12 protein-coding genes and 1 pseudogene are annotated in these 15,168 nt (G+C 70.6%); 4 read left to right on the top strand and 9 right to left on the bottom strand.

The features are described from left to right. Nucleotides 1–26 precede the first annotated feature (26 nt). Entirely contained in the window at nt 27–518 is a 492-nt protein-coding gene (locus tag ACQEVC_RS25630) for a MarR family winged helix-turn-helix transcriptional regulator (RefSeq protein ID WP_432882061.1), read from the top strand. Nucleotides 519–602: 84 nt separating this feature from the next. On the opposite strand, the gene ACQEVC_RS25625 is transcribed toward ACQEVC_RS25630, so the two are convergent. The 9 genes and pseudogenes from ACQEVC_RS25625 to ACQEVC_RS25585 all read right to left on the bottom strand — a co-directional run. Then, nucleotides 603–1,415: a lysostaphin resistance A-like protein gene (locus ACQEVC_RS25625; protein WP_432882059.1), complete on the bottom strand. Its 813-nt coding sequence runs from the start codon at nt 1,413–1,415 to the stop codon at nt 603–605. 37 nt (nt 1,416–1,452) lie between these two features. Then, a complete protein-coding gene (locus ACQEVC_RS25620) occupies nt 1,453–1,617 on the bottom strand; it encodes a hypothetical protein (protein ID WP_432882057.1) in 165 nt (54 codons plus the stop codon). Between the two features lie 77 nt (nt 1,618–1,694). After that, nucleotides 1,695–2,825, bottom strand: coding sequence for a glycoside hydrolase family 113 (locus tag ACQEVC_RS25615; protein WP_432882055.1), 1,131 nt, complete (start codon nt 2,823–2,825; stop codon nt 1,695–1,697). Nucleotides 2,826–2,851: 26 nt separating this feature from the next. Beyond that, nucleotides 2,852–4,378, bottom strand: coding sequence for a glycosyltransferase family 2 protein (locus tag ACQEVC_RS25610; RefSeq protein WP_432891699.1), 1,527 nt, complete (start codon nt 4,376–4,378; stop codon nt 2,852–2,854). 2 nt (nt 4,379–4,380) lie between these two features. Continuing rightward, entirely contained in the window at nt 4,381–5,961 is a 1,581-nt protein-coding gene (locus ACQEVC_RS25605) for a glycosyltransferase family 39 protein (protein ID WP_432882054.1), read from the bottom strand. 59 nt (nt 5,962–6,020) lie between these two features. Continuing rightward, entirely contained in the window at nt 6,021–6,569 is a 549-nt protein-coding gene (locus tag ACQEVC_RS25600; RefSeq protein ID WP_432882052.1) for a hypothetical protein, read from the bottom strand. Then, nucleotides 6,566–8,665, bottom strand: a complete 2,100-nt coding sequence (locus ACQEVC_RS25595; RefSeq protein WP_432882049.1) for a galactose oxidase-like domain-containing protein — start codon at nt 8,663–8,665, stop codon at nt 6,566–6,568. The genes ACQEVC_RS25600 and ACQEVC_RS25595 overlap by 4 nt, the downstream gene beginning before the upstream one ends. A gap of 162 nt (nt 8,666–8,827) precedes the next feature. Then, nucleotides 8,828–9,940, bottom strand: coding sequence for an RCC1-like domain-containing protein (locus ACQEVC_RS25590; protein ID WP_432891697.1), 1,113 nt, complete (start codon nt 9,938–9,940; stop codon nt 8,828–8,830). A 207-nt stretch (nt 9,941–10,147) separates the two neighbouring features. Further along, a pseudogene (locus ACQEVC_RS25585) lies at nt 10,148–11,080 on the bottom strand (RCC1 domain-containing protein); the annotation flags it as partial. Nucleotides 11,081–11,952: 872 nt separating this feature from the next. Here ACQEVC_RS25585 and ACQEVC_RS25580 point away from each other — a divergent pair. The 3 genes from ACQEVC_RS25580 to ACQEVC_RS25570 all read left to right on the top strand — a co-directional run bounded on the left by ACQEVC_RS25580 (nt 11,953) and on the right by ACQEVC_RS25570 (nt 15,166). Further along, nucleotides 11,953–13,146, top strand: coding sequence for a ParB/RepB/Spo0J family partition protein (locus ACQEVC_RS25580; RefSeq protein WP_432882046.1), 1,194 nt, complete (start codon nt 11,953–11,955; stop codon nt 13,144–13,146). Continuing rightward, the gene (gene gntA, locus ACQEVC_RS25575; protein WP_432882044.1) at nt 13,143–13,886 is read left to right on the top strand and encodes a guanitoxin biosynthesis heme-dependent pre-guanitoxin N-hydroxylase GntA; all 744 of its coding nucleotides are present in this window, start codon (nt 13,143–13,145) and stop codon (nt 13,884–13,886) included. Before ACQEVC_RS25580 ends, gntA begins: the two co-directional genes overlap by 4 nt. Nucleotides 13,887–14,203: 317 nt before the next feature. Then, nucleotides 14,204–15,166 carry a TauD/TfdA family dioxygenase gene (locus ACQEVC_RS25570; protein ID WP_432882042.1) on the top strand — a complete coding sequence of 321 codons (963 nt, stop codon included), beginning with the start codon at nt 14,204–14,206 and terminating at the stop codon, nt 15,164–15,166. Nucleotides 15,167–15,168 lie beyond the last annotated feature (2 nt).

The raw sequence follows: 15,168 nt of genomic DNA, 5'->3' as shown, positions 1-15,168 counted from the left end.
GTTCAACTACTCGACGGGAGGTTGTGATGACGGATACTCGGTGGCTGGACGACGAGGAGCAGCGGACGTGGCGCAGCTTCCTGCTGGCCAGCCGTCTGCTGTCCGACCGGCTGGAGCAGGGGCTGAAACAGGACGCGGACCTCTCCTTCGCCTACTACGAGATCCTCACCCGGCTCTCGGAGGCGCCCGGACGCTCGATGCGGATGGCCGACCTCGCAGCAGCGTGCGTCTTCGACCGCAGCAGGCTGAGCCACGCGATCGACCGCCTGGTACGCGATGGCTGGGTCCGCCGAGTGCCGTCCCGCTCAGACGCCCGGGGTCAGTTGGCGGAACTCACCGACGAGGGCATGGAGAAGGTCCGACAAGCCGCTCGCGGTCACGTCGAACAAGTTCGATCGCTACTGTTCGACCGCCTCACCCGGGACCAGCAAGCTGCCCTACGGGAAATCAGCGAAGCACTCGCCACCGGCATCGTCGACATGCCGAAGCTCATCTCGATGGGCTGGCCGTCACGGTGACGGCCAGCGGGGTGAAGCGCCGAGACACAACCCCGGCCCCGACTTGCACAGACGTTCCAGACCGGAGGGTACCCACGCGCCGGGTCATGGCTCTTCGCGCTCGGCGGGTGGCACCAACCGGCCGGTGAGCAGGATCCAGGCACAGATGGCCGCCAGCGGGACCAGGCCCAGCAGGTCGGCGGATGCGGGGTCGAGGCCGCCGGCGTCGACCAGCAGGACGGCGGAGAGCGTCCCGATGACCATGTTGTTGCCGGCGTGGGCAAGGCAAGCGACCCAGACGCTGCCGGAGCGCAGGAACAGCCAGGCCAGGATCACGGCCTGAGCGACGATCAGGAGAGTCCAGGTGACGATCCCGAGCAGCGGGCTCGGGTAGCCGGCGTAGTCGGTGAAGACCAACGGGTAGTGCCAGGCGGCCCAGACGAGACCGGTGATGAGCGCGGCGCGGGCGGGACTGCGACCGACCCGCTGTTGGAGGTAGCTCCGCCAGCCGAACTCCTCACCCCAGAACAACGGGGTCAGGACGACGGGCGCCACGAGCACCAGCAGCGTGGCGGGGCCGGGGAGATCGGCCAGGGCCGGCTCGTATAGCCCGAAGGCGGTGGCCAAGCCGACGGTCACGGCCAGCACCAGCACGGGGCCGACCCAGGCGATCAGGTAGTAGCGTTTCGCGGCCCGCAGGCGCGGCGCCAAGCCGGCGTCGGCGAAGCCTTCCCTGGTGACCCAGCGGCGTACGACGACGGCCGCGATCGCCGGCCCGAACGCCATCGGGAGCCCCACGGTCAGCTGGGTCACCGGGTCGGCCATCGACCAGCCGAGCACCGCGTGCGCGACGAAGACGGCCGCCCACGCCAGTCCGAAAGCGATCAGAAGATAGCTGAGCACACCCTTGGATCCCATGGCCTGGAAGGCAACCACCGATCCACCTCGGACGTCGTCACACCGAGGCGCCAAAGGCGCGGTCATACCTGAGAGCTACGGTCGCCCGGTCGGTTCGGTCCTCAAGCTCCGACAGCAGTATCTCTCCGTCGTGGGCGACCGAGAGCCGGGCCACCCTCCGGCGCGCGTTCGACTCCTCGTACTCGCGGACGGCCGTGCACACCAGACGAGGCCCGGCCAGGTATGTCGGCTTCCGCTCCGACGTACTGATCCGGGATCTGACCTAGGGATCGGCCGCCGTCAGCCAGCCCGTTTGGCGTCCTTCGTGAAGCAGCGCGTGATGTTCTGCTCGCCCGGCCGGCCCAGGAAGTCCATCGGGGACTTGCCCGACGGCTTCGCCTTCGGGTCGGCGTCGAGGTTGATCATCCAGAAGTAGATGCCGGCAAGGTCCCGCTCGCGCATCACCTGGCAGGCCGCGTCGAACCAGCGCTGCTGGATCTCGGGCTTGATCGAACCCTTGGCGTGCGGTGACCACGGCTCCTCGTACGCCCCGGGGCGCGCACCGATCGCCACCTCGGCCAGGACCAGATTGCGGATCGGGCCCTCGCCACGGTTGTCGTCGAGCCAGTCGTTCCACCCGTCGACGAGCCGGCTCACCGGGGCGCTGTCAGCCACCTTCAGCGGCGGGTACGCGTCGACGGAGAGGGTGATGCCCGACGCCGGACCGGTCTTCCGGAGCCGGTCGTGGTTGGCGCTGTAGTCGAGTTCCCCCTTGTACACCGCCTTCACACCGGTCGCGACCGTACGCCAGCCGGTGGTGCTGCTCTCCAGCGAGTTCAGCTCGGTGCCGACGACGAACGTGGCGACCTTTGCCGCCTCGGCCACCTTCGCGTACGTGACCAGCATGTCTCGGTACGACGCGAACCACTTCGTACGGCTCTGCGGACGGATCGAACCCCGCCACATGTCCGGGTCGTCCGTGGTCAGGTTGCGCTCGTTGAGCATCGGCCGGACGGCGGTACGCAGGCCGCGCTTGTTGGCCTCGTCCAGCACGATCTCCAGGCGGGCGGGCGACGGGGTGATCGGGTGATCCATCCGCACCGCGCTGGCGTACGCCGAGTCCATCACGAACGAGAACGAGACGGAGATCGAGTTTGCGCCGAGCCCGACCACGTGGTCGAGCACCTTCTGCGCCTTGGCGCGCACGATCTGGTCGGTGTCGTTCTGGTTGTTCTCCCAGTAGATCGCGATGCCGTGCTGACGCATGCCGGGCTGCCACGGCAGCCGCACCTTTGTCACCTGCGGCTCGGCGGACGCGCTGGGGCCGGACGCGCCCGGCGGTGCCTGGGAGAGGCGGGTCAGCGGACCGCCCTCGCCGGACGAGCAGCCGGCCGCCAGCAGCACTGCCAGCACCGTGGCGCAGCGCGCCACGGCCCTTCCCCGGATGCCGACGGTCCTCATATCGGCTTTGCGATCACTACGAACTGCTGCTGGCCGCCGCGCAGGTGCCGGATCAGGCCACGGATCGCGCCGGCCCCTTCCATCAGCGAGAAGATCGGTACGAGCAGGATCACCGCTATCCCCTCCCACCACCGGTACTTCGCCCGGCGGGAGACGCTCACGTTGATCCGCAGGCCCTCCGTGTAGAGCCAGATCGCGTACGCCATGTTGAGCGCCCAGATCGGCAGCACCAGGAGGGTGATCGGCACCGTGTCGTACGACCCGAGCATCCAGCCCACCAGCATGACGGTGCCGATGTGCTGTAGCGGGCTGACCACCCAGGTGAACGTCGAGTACCCGATGTAGAGCCGGTCGCGCAGTGGGATCCGGTCGTCGAGTGCCAGCCCGATCAAGCCCCACGCCCACCGTTCCCGCTGCCGGAAGAAGTCCCGTACGGTGGCCGGCGAGGCGCCGTAGCAGCGGCCCGCGAACCAGGCGCTCCGCCCGGGGTACCGCCGACTGAAGATCAGCGCGAACTGGGCGTCCTCGACGATCGCCTCGGGGCCGAAGTCCCAGCCGATCTCGGCCTCCACGGAGGCACGGACGAGCAGCAGCTCGCCGTGCACGCCGGCCAGCGGGTGGCCGCCACCGGTGAACGCCGAGTAGATGGTCACGTCCGCGATCGGCCGGCTCGCGTCGGCCAGCCAGGTGAGCCGGTTGCGGGCGTGCTCGCGCGGGTAGGTGAGGATGCCCTGGGCGAGGTGGCAGGCCTTGTCGCCGAGGTCGCGCTGCTGCTCGATGAGGCGAGCCAGCGCGATCGCCGTGTCCAGCCCCACGCCGGTGTCGTCGTCCATGTGCAGCACCCAGACGTCGTCCCGGTCCTCGTGCTGGGCGATGCGCAGCTCGTGCACGTAGTTGTTGGCCCGCGACTTGAACCTGGTGCCGTTGACGGTGTGGTAGCTCCGGGGCACGGTGACGACCCGGATGTACCGGCTGACCTCGCCCAGCTTGTAGATCTTTTCCGCCGCCTCGCAGCCCTCTTCGATGACGACGTCGACGCGCAGCTTGGGGAAGCACTCCGGCAGGTAGGTGATGTACGAGTGCACGACGCGGTCGAGCGCCGGGTAGGTGTCGTGCCGGCCGATTGTCGGTACCACCACCACGAGCCGGTCGCGGCACCGGATGATCTGGTCGTCGGCGGCGGTGAGCCGGTCGCGACGCAGCCGCCGCCGCGTCACGAACGCGCCGGCCAGGCCGAGGATCGTCCCGATCACCGGATACGTCCACAGGACGGTCACCACGGCACCGAGCGGCCCGGTCGACTTGACGCTCAGCCAGAGCGTGACCCCGAGGACGACGACGAACCACGCGACGAGCGGCCACATCCGGGGCAGCCAGCTCGCATGACGCTGCGCCATCGTGGTCGCACGGGTTGTGATCGGGATGCGTACGGCCGGCATGACGTGCGTCTCGCCGGAGCGCTGTTGCGGGATGATCTGGGTCCGCTCACCCGGCTCGTCGCGGCGCGAGGCGGCGACGTGCATCGTCACGCGGAGTCCTTCCGGGTCAGCAACGCGACGGTATAGCCCGTTGTCCACCAGCTTTCCGTGACATCATAACGTTCCTTCAGGACGTCCTTCTTCGCTCCGTCGAGGTCGTCCAGGGGGTCGCCGTACTCGCCCAGGCGCAGTACCCAGAGCCGCTGCGTCTCGCCGAGCCGGGCCGCCACGTCCTGGTGCTCGCTCGCCACCATCCACCCGTCGGTACGCATCGGGCGGTCCATGAGCAGGTCGGTCGGGCGGCGGTCCGCCGGCAGGTAGTGGGCGATGATGTCCCGGTTGAGTACGCCGGGACCACGGTCCTTGAGCCCGTACACGATGCCGTCGCCGGGGCGGTAGTCGCGCTCGATCAGTGCCACCACCGCCTTCGTGTCCTGGTACCGGAACGAGGACTTGCGCACCTCGGCGTGCCCGGGCAGGGCGAGCACAACCAGCGCGACCATCGCCGAGATCGCCGCGAGCAGCCCGCGCTTGGCGAGCAGGAGGCCGACCAGCACGGCCCAGCCGACGATCGTGTAGAGCACGTACCGCTGCTGCCAGATGTGCGTGACCGAACCGAGCGCCATGAGCAGCCCGACCGGTACGACGCCGAGGCTGATCGCCACCACGGCGCCCCGCTCGCGGGAGATCGCGGCCACGCCGAGGGCGAGCACCGCGCCGCCGATCAGCGCGCCGCCGAAGAACTCCAGGGCGTACGCCTCGACCTGGTGCAGATCGGTGAACGGGATCCAGCCGATCTGGGTTCCCTGCTGGCGGCGTCCGATCAGAATGATCGGCAAGAGCGGGATCAGCCCGGCGATCGCGCTCGGCGTCCACCGCCACAGCAGCTTCGGCTTCATGAGGAGTACGGCCAGGCCGTGCGCGGCGAGCAGCAGCAGCGCGACCAGGTGCATCAGGCCCAGCGCGGCGACGGCGGCCGCGTACATCAGCGCGATGCCGAGGGTGAACCGCTCCAGCATGCGGAGCAGCAGCAGCGTGGCCACCGCCGCGGCGAGCGTGGCCAGCGCGTACGGGCGGGCCTCCTGCCCGAAGCGGGTGGTTATCGGCAGGATCGCGAAGGTGAGCCCGGCGAGCAGGCCGATCTGGTGCGAGCCGAGCCGGGTGCCGATCCGCCCGACGACCGCGGCGGCACCGACCATCGCGAGCACCGACGGCAGGCGCAGCGACAGGTCGGAATCCCCGAAGGCGATCGTCCAGACCCGGATCAGGACGTAGTACGGACCGATGGTCGCGTCGGTCCCGTCGAGCTGGCGCCACAGCTCCGACCACGACACGGTGGTGATGCCCCAGGTGGCCAGCTCGTCGGCCCACAGCCCGGGCCCGGTAAGGCCGATCACACAGAGCACCAGTGTCACGAGAGCCGGTGCGCCCCAGGCGATCCGGCGCTGCCAGGCCGCCCGCCGCTGCCGGCGCTCGGCCTCCTCCTCGGTCGGCGACTTCGGCAGCAGGATGGTCGCGTCCGCCGCGGGCTCCGGTGTCTCCACCAGACCCACCCGGCGCGGCAACGGGATGTGCACCTCTCCGTTGGGGGTCGCCACCGGGAGCTGCGAGCGAGCGGCCCTATTCATCGGAGCAGGATAGAACAGTGCCGACACATGCAAATCCCCTTGTCGGGCAGGCGATTGTGTCAATCCCCAGCGCCACACGCGGTCCCGTCGTCGTTGCGATCCAGACCGTGCCGGTCGCGCCCACCGGTGATCTTAAGCGGCTCGAACCCGCGCTCTCGCAGCCACCCGCACCTGTCGGTCACACCGTCCGGAAACTTCCACGGTACGCAGACGTCGCGGTCGCCGTACGCGTGGTCGCAGCCGTCCGTACCCTCGGCGATCTCGACCCCGGCGGTGGGCGACGGCCGCGCCCCGCGCGGCTTGGCACCCGGCTGCTCGGCGAAGGGCTGCACGTACGGCGGTGGCGACCCCACCGGGCCGGTCGGATCCGGCGCGTCGTCGCGCTGCCCCGGCTCCGACTCACCGCCGCTCTCCACCGCCGGCTCGTCGGCCGGCGCCGCCGAGGTGCCACCGCCCCAGAGGATGTCGGGATCGCCGCCGCCGGCCACCAGCACACCGACGACGCCGACCGCGAGCACGAGCACCACCAGCACCGCCGCGATGCCGAGCTGTCCACGGCGACCGCTGGCCCTCACCCAGCCGGCGACGGCACGGAACCAGCGACTCATCCGAGCTTGACCCACTTGGCGATCGACGGTACGCCGTTGGCGTTGTGCACGAAGAGCATGTACCAGCCGGGCGGGGCCAGGTTGGGGTTGCTCGTCACGTTCAGGTCGATGGTGTTGCCGTTGACCGTCATCGGCAGCTCGACGAACCGCTGGTTGGGATCGGACGAGTGCGTGACGGCCGCGGGCCGGATCAGCGACGCCCGGGTCACCGCCGCGTTGACGGTGATCCGCTGGGTGCTGCCGTACCCCCAGTTGGTCCTGGCCAGGGTCTGGATCACCGGCCGGGCGCCCTTGAAGAGGTACGGCGGCGAGTAGATCGAGATCCGGGTGTCGAACGACCCGTTGCCGGGGTTGTCGCCGACCGCCATGACCCGCCCGTCGGGCAGCAGGAACGCCGACGAGTGGTACGTGCGCGGCACCGGGTCGGTCGCCATGCCCTGGCGGAACCGGTTGGTCTGCGGGTCGAAGATCGACGCCTCGAAGACCGGGTCGGCCCGGTTGTGCAGCGCGCCGCCGGTCTCGAAGACCGTGCCGTCGGGCAGCAGTACGAGGGAGACGTACATCTTGCCCTGGTCGTCGCCCTGCGGCACGCCACCGGTCAGCGTGCCCTGCGGGAGCGGCGGACCCGGCTCGTACCGTGGGCTGGCGGCCTTGAGGTCGATGATGTCGGTCAGCCGGTGCGCGGTCGCGCCCGCGTCGCCGTTGCCGCCGCCCACCGTCAGCACCCGCTGCGCCTGGGCCGGCGGGAGCAGCACGCTCATCGACTGGTCGCGCTCGTCCTTGCGCTGGAGTCCGGGCACGTCGGTGATCGCCCCGGTGCCGTAGTTGTAGATCGACGCTCCGCTGCCCGGCAGGCCGACGCCGAACGTGTGGCTGCCGGTGTAGAAGAGCCGGCCGTCCTGCATCAGCACCATCGCCGGGTACAGGCCCCACCAGGACCAGGTCTGCTTCACCTCGTTCATCGGCAGCCAGCGCTGCTGGGCGGAGCTGAAGTAGTCGGTGGTGGTGGTGCCGGTGGAGTCCTCGCCGAGGCCGCCGAGCGAGAGGATGTCGCCGTTGCCGAGCATGGTTGCCGACGGGTACCAGTGGCCGGCGAGCATGTCGTTCGTCCGGCTGTACTTGTTGGTGGCCGGGTCGAAGATGTACGAGTTCTTCAGGCCCTGGTAACCCACGGTGCCGTCGGCGCTCGGGTAGTCCTTGTTGCCGCCCATCACGAGCACCCGGCCGTCGCGCAACTGCACGTGCCCGGCGCAGAAGAGGTCGACCGGCGTGGCGACGTTGGTGAAGGCGCCGGTCGCCGGGTCGTACACGGCGGTCTTGAACGTGCCGGCCTCGAAGGCGCTGGGGTCGTTGCCGGAGCCCGCGACGAGCAGCACCTTGCCGTTGTGCAGCATCACCGCGTGGATGCCGCGCACCGTCGACTCGTACGGCATGACCTGCCACCTGCCCCTGGTGCAGCCGGTGGCGTCACTGCACCCGCTGGGGGTGGGCGTCGGCGCGCTCACGTCGACCATCGAGTAGTCGTCGGTGGTGAGTGTGCCGGTGCTGTAGATGCTGACGCCCCAGGTGATCTGGTCGGTGTTCGCCGGGATCGGGGGCGTACGCACCACCTTTTGCTGCCAGGCGGTGGTCGCCGCGAGCGTCGCCGGATCCAGCCAGTACTGCCAGCCGTCCCGGGTGTCGTGCCGGAACAGCGTGATCGCGTTGGCGGCGGTGGTCGACTTGTACCAGACCGAGAGGTCGTACTGGCGACCCACGGTGACGCGGGGAGCGCACTCCGCGTTCTCCAGCATCATCGCCTTCCGGTCGCCCGAGGTCAGTTCGGTGATGGCGATCCGCATGGCCCGGTTACCGCTGCGCGCGTCGGTCGTCGGGCCGAACGTGTACGTGTTGTCGCCGAACCCGGACCGCTCCCAGCAGGTCGGGAACCCGTCGGCGCCCAACGTCTCCAGCCCCGGATTCCGCACCAGGTTGGTCGCCGCCTGGGCCGGTGTGGCGGCCAGACCGACGGTCAGCAGGAGAGCGAGGGCGAGCAGCCGGCCGAGTCCGCGACGGAGCTCCGGGCTGAACATCGGAACGGCTTCTGCGGGAGGCACGGCGTCTCCTGTCGATCCTGTCTACACCTGGGCCGCCCCGCAGCGTACCGGTCATCGTCGCCCCGGCCAACGCGGGCTTCCGGCACTCTCCGGATGGAGCGATTCGCGGTCCAGTAGGCGGAAGACCGGCAACGAGAAGACCGGACCCGGCGCCTGCGGCCGCTATCGGGCGAGGCTGTGGTGCTCGCCGGCGGTGACGTCAACGGCCGGGGTGGCGAGGGGCTGGGTCGTCGGCACCGGAACCTGGCTGCTGACCGGTATGTCGATGTTGCCGAGTTGGCCGTAGTTGTTGCGTCCCCAGCCGAGGACCAGACCGGTGGAGGTGGCGGCGAGGCTGTGGACACTGCCGCCGGCGACCGCGGTGACGGTGGTGCCGGCGGGCAGTGACACGGACACCGGTGTACTGCGGTTGGTGATGGTGCCGTCACCGAGCTGGCCGACACTGTTGCTCCCCCAGGCGAGCGCCTGCCCGGTGGAGGTGACCGCCAGACTGTGCAGGAGGCCGGCGGCGAGGCTCGTGACGGTGGTGCCGCCCGGCAGTGACACGGGCACCGGCGTACTGCGGCTGGTGGTGCTGCCGTCACCGAGCTGACCGACGCTGTTGTATCCCCAGGCCAGCACCGGGCCGGCGGCGGTCCGGGCGAGGCTGTGGAACCCGCCGGCGGCCAGTCCGGTCGCGGTGGTGCCCGCCGGCAACGACACCGGCACCGGGGTGCTACGGGAGACGGTGGTGCCGTCGCCGAGCTGACCGTAGGTGTTGTTCCCCCAGGCGTAGACCTGACCGGTGGTTGTCAACCCGAGGCTGTGCACGTTGTAGGCGGCGATGGCGGTGATCGTGACGCCGGTGGGGAGTGACACCGGTACCGGGCTGGTGCGGGAGACGGTGGTGCCGTCACCGAGCTGTCCCGCGCCGTTGCGTCCCCAGGCGTAGACCTGACCGGTGTCGGTCAGGGCGAGGCTGTGCGCGAGTCCGGCGGCGACAGCGGTGACCACGGTGCCGGCGGGCAGCGACACCGGCACCGGGATGGCGCGGCTCGTGGTCGTACCGTCGCCGAGTTGACCGTTACCGTTGGCCCCCCAGCCGAGCACACCGCCCGTGGAGGTGGCCACCAGGCCGTGGTGGTAGCCGGCGGCGACGTCGCCGACCGTGGTGCCGGCCGGCAGCGCGACCCGGCCCGGGGCCCGGTAGTCGAGACTGGAGCCGTTGCCCAGCTCGAAGGATCCGTTCCTTCCCCAGCCCGCTACCGGGGCCGGCAGCCGCGACCCGAGCGTCACCCTGAAGGAGGCACCGACGGCGACGGCCGTCACCGAGACGCCGACCGGGAGCGTTGCCACCGTCGGTGTGGAGCTGTCGTCGGTACCCCAGACGAGCACCTGTCCGGTCGAGGTGAGGCCGAGGCTGTGGCCTCCGGCGGCAACGGTGGCAACGGTGGTGCCGGCCGGGAGCGGCACCGGCACCGGCACCGTACGACCACTCCCCCACGTCAGTACCTGCCCCGTCGGGGTGATGGCCAGACTGTGCGAGGAACCGGCGACGATCTCGGTGACCGAGGTCCCCGTGGGCAGCGACACCGGCACCGGTGTGGTCCGTTGGGTGGTGGTGCCGTCACCGAGCCGGCCACCGCCGTTGCTGCCCCAGGCCAACAACTGGCCGGTGGAGGTCAGCGCGAGACTGTGGGCGCTCCCGGCCGCGATGGCGACAACCGTGGTGCCGGCGGGTAACGACACCGGCACCGGCACGTGGCTTCGCTCGGTGGTGCCGTTGCCAAGTTGGCCGGCGTTGTTGATGCCCCAGGCGTACACCTGCCCGGTGGAGGTCAATGCCAGGCTGTGCCCGCCCCTGGCCGAGATCGCGACGACCGTGGTGCCGGCCGGCATGGCCGCCGGGACGGGCCAGGGTTGGGACTCTTCCGCCATGCCGTTGCCCAGTTGCCCGAACTCGTTCGCTCCCCACGCGTATACCTGCCCGGACGAGGTCAGCCCCACGCTGTGGCGCTCAGCGGCAGAGACCGCGACCGCACTGCCCGCGGGCATGAACGTCAGCACCGGAGTGGTCCGCACGAAGTCGCTCCCGTCGCCGAGCTGGCCGAAGGCGTTCTGCCCCCAGCCGTACACGTACCCGTCGCTGGTGATTGCCAGGCTGTGGGCCCCACCCGAGCTGATCTGGGTGTATGTGGTGCCCGTCGGCAGCAACACGCGCACCGGCAGCGGGCGCGGCGTATCGGTACCGTCGCCCAGTTGGAAGTATTGGTTGGCCCCCCAGGCGAGAACCTCCGTGCCGGTGACCTCCGCCGCGGCCGGTGCCGGCACCGCGGTCACCAACCCCGCCGCCAGCAGGAGCGTGCCGAGGTACGGGCCGGCACGCCGGCCAGTCCGACGACAGCCGATGGTCAGGATGGTGCTGGCAACGGACATGACACAGCTCCTTGCCGAGGCCGTGGTCCAGATAACGGGATCTCTCGGCGGACGGACCGCCCGCGATTCAAGGCATCGAGTCCACGGCCGCCGACACCTCACCCCGAAGCTACTCTGCGCAGTCGCAAGGTCACACGTCGTCCAGGCGTCCAGCCGTGCACGCCGATCAGCCAACCCCCACAGGTGGACGTCCGGCCCCGGCAGCGGAACGGCGGACCGCACCGCCGTATGACCGCTACGAGTCGACTCGTGGGCGTTCGACGATCACACCATCACTGAACCTCTTTCAACCTCCCCTTGCGGTCCGTCGGAGGCGGAAGTGCTACCGCACCGGGCCGAGGCCGGGTACCAGCTGGGTGGTCAGTCCTTCATCCGGACGGTCACGGTGGCGGTGTCGCCGAGTCCGTCACCGAGCCGGTAGACGAACGTGTCCGGCAGGCTGCGGGTCCGTGTGCTGGTTCGCCACCGCGGGTCAGGGACGTGTCGGCGGGCCGGCCGTACTCGGGGCAGGTCTGCCCGTGCCTCGTACCGACGCTGGTAAACCGGCGTGAAGCCGATCTGAAGACGCCCTCCGGTTGACTGTCGGCAGTCGTCGGCGGGGAGGACGACGAACTGTACGGCCGCCGGGCCCGGCCGAATCCAGGCCCGGCCGAGATGCCAGCGCACGGCACCGGGGTGACCCGACGAAGGTCGCGGGTCATCACCCAACCCGGGCGTGCTCGCCGGTGATGGCGCCGTGCCTCGCACCGGTCCGGGTCGACCCCCGGTCGGCCCGGCATCTGCCCACCCCGCCTGGTGAGGTCCGCCGCGACCGACCGGCAACACCCTGTCGGTACGCACACGTCGGCTCTCGAAAGGGAGGGACGCCTGTCATGTCCGAGGCCAGGAGTACGCACGCCGTCGCCACCGTGCGGCCGCACCACCACGGGCGCCCGGTGCTCGTACCGGTCGCCGCGCCGGGTCGGGTGGAGGGGGAACTGCCACGTACCGCGACGGTGACCCGCCCCGCCGGCTGGGGCCGTACGTCCGGTTCCGGCGGCGCCCTGTCGACGCACCAGCCGGCCGCCGACCAACGGCCGGCGGCGCTGCTGGAGGTGGCCGGGCTCGGCATCGCCGACTCGCCCAGGCTGGCCGGGGAGGATCCGGAACATGTCCGCCTGCTCGCCGGCATCGAGGCGTCGTTGCCGCCGATCCTGGTGCATCTGCCGACGATGCGGGTGATCGACGGGGTGCACCGGCTGCGGGCCGCCCAGCTCCGCGGTGACGAGCGGATCAAGGCCGTCTTCTTCGACGGCGACGCCGAGGCGGCGTTCGTCCGCGCGGTCGAGGAGAACACCGCGCACGGCCTGCCGCTGTCGCTGGCCGATCGGGAGGCGGCCGCAGCACGTATCGTCGCGTCCCATCCCCACTGGTCGGACCGGGCCATCGCAGGGGCTACCGGGCTGGCCGCCAGGACGGTCGCCGGGATCCGGAGCCGTGCAACCGCGGCGGATCCGCGGTTGCACGCCCGGCTGGGCCGGGACGGTCGGGTGCGGCCGGTCGACATCAGCACCGGCCGGCGGCGGGCGGCCGAGTTCATCAGAGCCAACCCGGACGCGTCGCTGCGCCAGGTCGCGAAGGTGGCCGGCGTCTCGCCGGGCACCGTACGCGACGTTCGGGAACGGCTCCGCAAGGGACTCGATCCGGTCCCGGCCGGCGCCCGAAACCCGGGCGGGTCGGTACGGGCAGCCAGCGCGCCCCGTCGGCTGCCGGATCGGGTCGCACCGGAGTCGCAGCGGGAGCGGTTGCGCAACCTCGCCCGGGACCCGGCGCTGCGGCACACCACCGTGGGCCGCGAGGTGATCCGCTGGCTCGACGTCCACCTGATCGGCACCGAGGACTGGGCGGACCTGCTGGACGCGGTGCCGCCACACTGCGCGTACCTCATCGCGGAGATGGCGCTCGACTGCGCGGCGGCCTGGCGGGAACTGGCCGGGGCGCTCGAACGCCGGATCCAGGCCACGGGCGAGGTCGACCCGGGCGGTGCCGGCGGCGCACCGGAGACGACCGTGAGGGCGGGCAGGTGAACCGGCTGTCCGGGGAACCGCCGCGGCCCGGGTCGGCGGTGGCCGCCGGCCCGGTGCCCGACGACGTGAAACGCCTGGTCGAGGCGCAGCTCCGGGCCCTCGTGCTGGACGGTCCCTTTCCCTGCCTGGGTGCGCGGTCCGCGTTCCGGGTGGGAAGCTACCTGTTCAACGTCCACCAGGAGCTGGGCGCGGCGGGAAGCACCCGAAGCCTGGCCGCCGATCTCCGCCACTTCCGGACGGTGCGGCGCCGGATGGGCGACCTCTACACGTACGTGGGGAGCTTCCTGGAGCCCCGCGTGGTCGCCGACGAGCGGGACTGGGACCGGCTGGTGTGGGGCGTGCTCCAGGACCTGCACGACCTGGACGACGAGCCGTGGGACGCCCGGTACTCGACCGACCCCGGTCACGCCGACTTCGCGTTCTCGTTCGCCGGGCTCGGTCATCTGGTGGTGACGCTCTATCCCGGCGCATCCCGGTACGCCCGCCGCTTCGCGTGGCCGACGCTGATATTCAATCCGCCGGAGCAGGACCGGGCGAAGTTTCCCTCCGACGAGGAATTCCTGCGGTTCCAGGACAAGATCCGCGAGCGTGACGCCCGGTTGCAGGGATCGGTCAACCCGTCGCTGCCGGATACGCTGGACGATCCGCAGGCGCCGGGATTTTCCGGTGCGCCCGTCGGCCCGAACTGGGACTGTCCGTTGCGGATCCGCGACGGGGCGTCCCGCCGCGACGAAGGGTAGCCGCCGGCACCGATTCCACCCGACCACCGGTCGGCGCCGAGGAGAAAGCGTGCCCACGCCGTGCGGCGGGCGCCCAGATCGGTGCGGGACGGCAATTTCCCACCATTCTGGTGGGCTAAGCCGGGTCCGTTCCTGGGTGCCGGCAATCCATGTCCGGACACCCGGGCCGCAATTCTTCCTGATCTTCTTCAAGAACTTCAGCCCGACCCGGCCCAACTACCCGGGTGCCCGTTCGTGTGCGACCACGTCACCCACCTTGACCGGTGCCGATCCGGCTGAGTACATAACAGCGTCGACGCAAAACGGGGGAGGATGCATTGACGACGTTGCCAACGGCCGCAGGCCACGTGGTGAGTCTGCGCCCCGCCGAGTCCGCCCCGATGTGGCGGGCCGGTGACGAGGTCCTGCGGGCGACCGACCTTGTCCGGTCCGACCCGGACGAGATGATGGCCGCCGCCACCGCCGTGGCCGCCGCGACCCCGCCGGCGCTGGTCCGGGCGGTCCACGCCTACCGGAGCCGGGCCGAGCACGGTGACGTGCTCCTGGTTCGCGGGGTGTTGCCGGAGACGAACTTCGGCACCAACCCGTCGGCGTCGGCGGCACCGCTGGCGGGCCACGCCGTCCAGCACGCGGCGCTCCAACTCCTCGGAATCACGATGCTGCTCGGCGAGCCGTTCAATTTCCGGACGTTGTACCAGGGAAAGCTCGTGCAGCACGTCGTACCGGCGCCGAACATGGAATTCACCCAGACCAGCGAGAGCAGCGGCGGAATGCTCGACTGGCACGTGGAGGACGGCTTCAGCCCCGACCGCTGCGACTATTTCGGCCTGCTGTGCCTACGCGGAGCCGAGGCCGCGGTCACCCGATACGCCGCCGCTCGGGATGTCGTACTCGACGACCGGACCCGACGGATTCTCTCCGAGCCGCGCTTCGAGATGGCGCCCGATTCGGCGCACGTTCTCGACGACGGTTCCCCCTGCCGTACGCCGGTGCTGTTCGGTGCGCCCCACGCCCCGGAGATCTGCTACGACGACCACTACCTCACGGCGCTGGACGGGGAGGGCAAGGAGGCACTGCGCGAACTGCGTACGCAACTCGACGCCGTGCACCACGGACACGTACTGCGTCCCGGCGATCTGCTGGTCATCGACAACCGCCGGGTCGTGCATTCCCGTACTCCGTTCGCCGCCCGGCACGACGGCACCGACCGGTGGCTGCTGCGCACGATGGTCTGCGCCTCGCTGCCGCGGTTCCGGTCCCACGGCCGCCGCATCATCTAGAA

Source organism: Plantactinospora sp. CA-294935, from assembly GCF_050936445.1.
Classification (GTDB): domain Bacteria; phylum Actinomycetota; class Actinomycetes; order Mycobacteriales; family Micromonosporaceae; genus Plantactinospora.
Note: the sequence above shows the minus strand (reverse complement) of the source record. Positions and strands in the feature narration are given on the sequence as shown.

Bases quoted from the DNA above. Each gene is read 5' to 3' on its own strand.
- ACQEVC_RS25610 (WP_432891699.1), bottom strand. From the start codon at position 4,378: ATGCACGTCGCCGCCTCGCGCCGCGACGAGCCGGGTGAGCGGACCCAG.
- ACQEVC_RS25600 (WP_432882052.1), bottom strand. From the start codon at position 6,569: ATGAGTCGCTGGTTCCGTGCCGTCGCCGGCTGGGTGAGGGCCAGCGGT.
- ACQEVC_RS25580 (WP_432882046.1), top strand. From the start codon at position 11,953: ATGTCCGAGGCCAGGAGTACGCACGCCGTCGCCACCGTGCGGCCGCAC.
- ACQEVC_RS25625 (WP_432882059.1), bottom strand. From the start codon at position 1,415: ATGGGATCCAAGGGTGTGCTCAGCTATCTTCTGATCGCTTTCGGACTG.
- ACQEVC_RS25630 (WP_432882061.1), top strand. From the start codon at position 27: ATGACGGATACTCGGTGGCTGGACGACGAGGAGCAGCGGACGTGGCGC.
- ACQEVC_RS25605 (WP_432882054.1), bottom strand. From the start codon at position 5,961: ATGAATAGGGCCGCTCGCTCGCAGCTCCCGGTGGCGACCCCCAACGGA.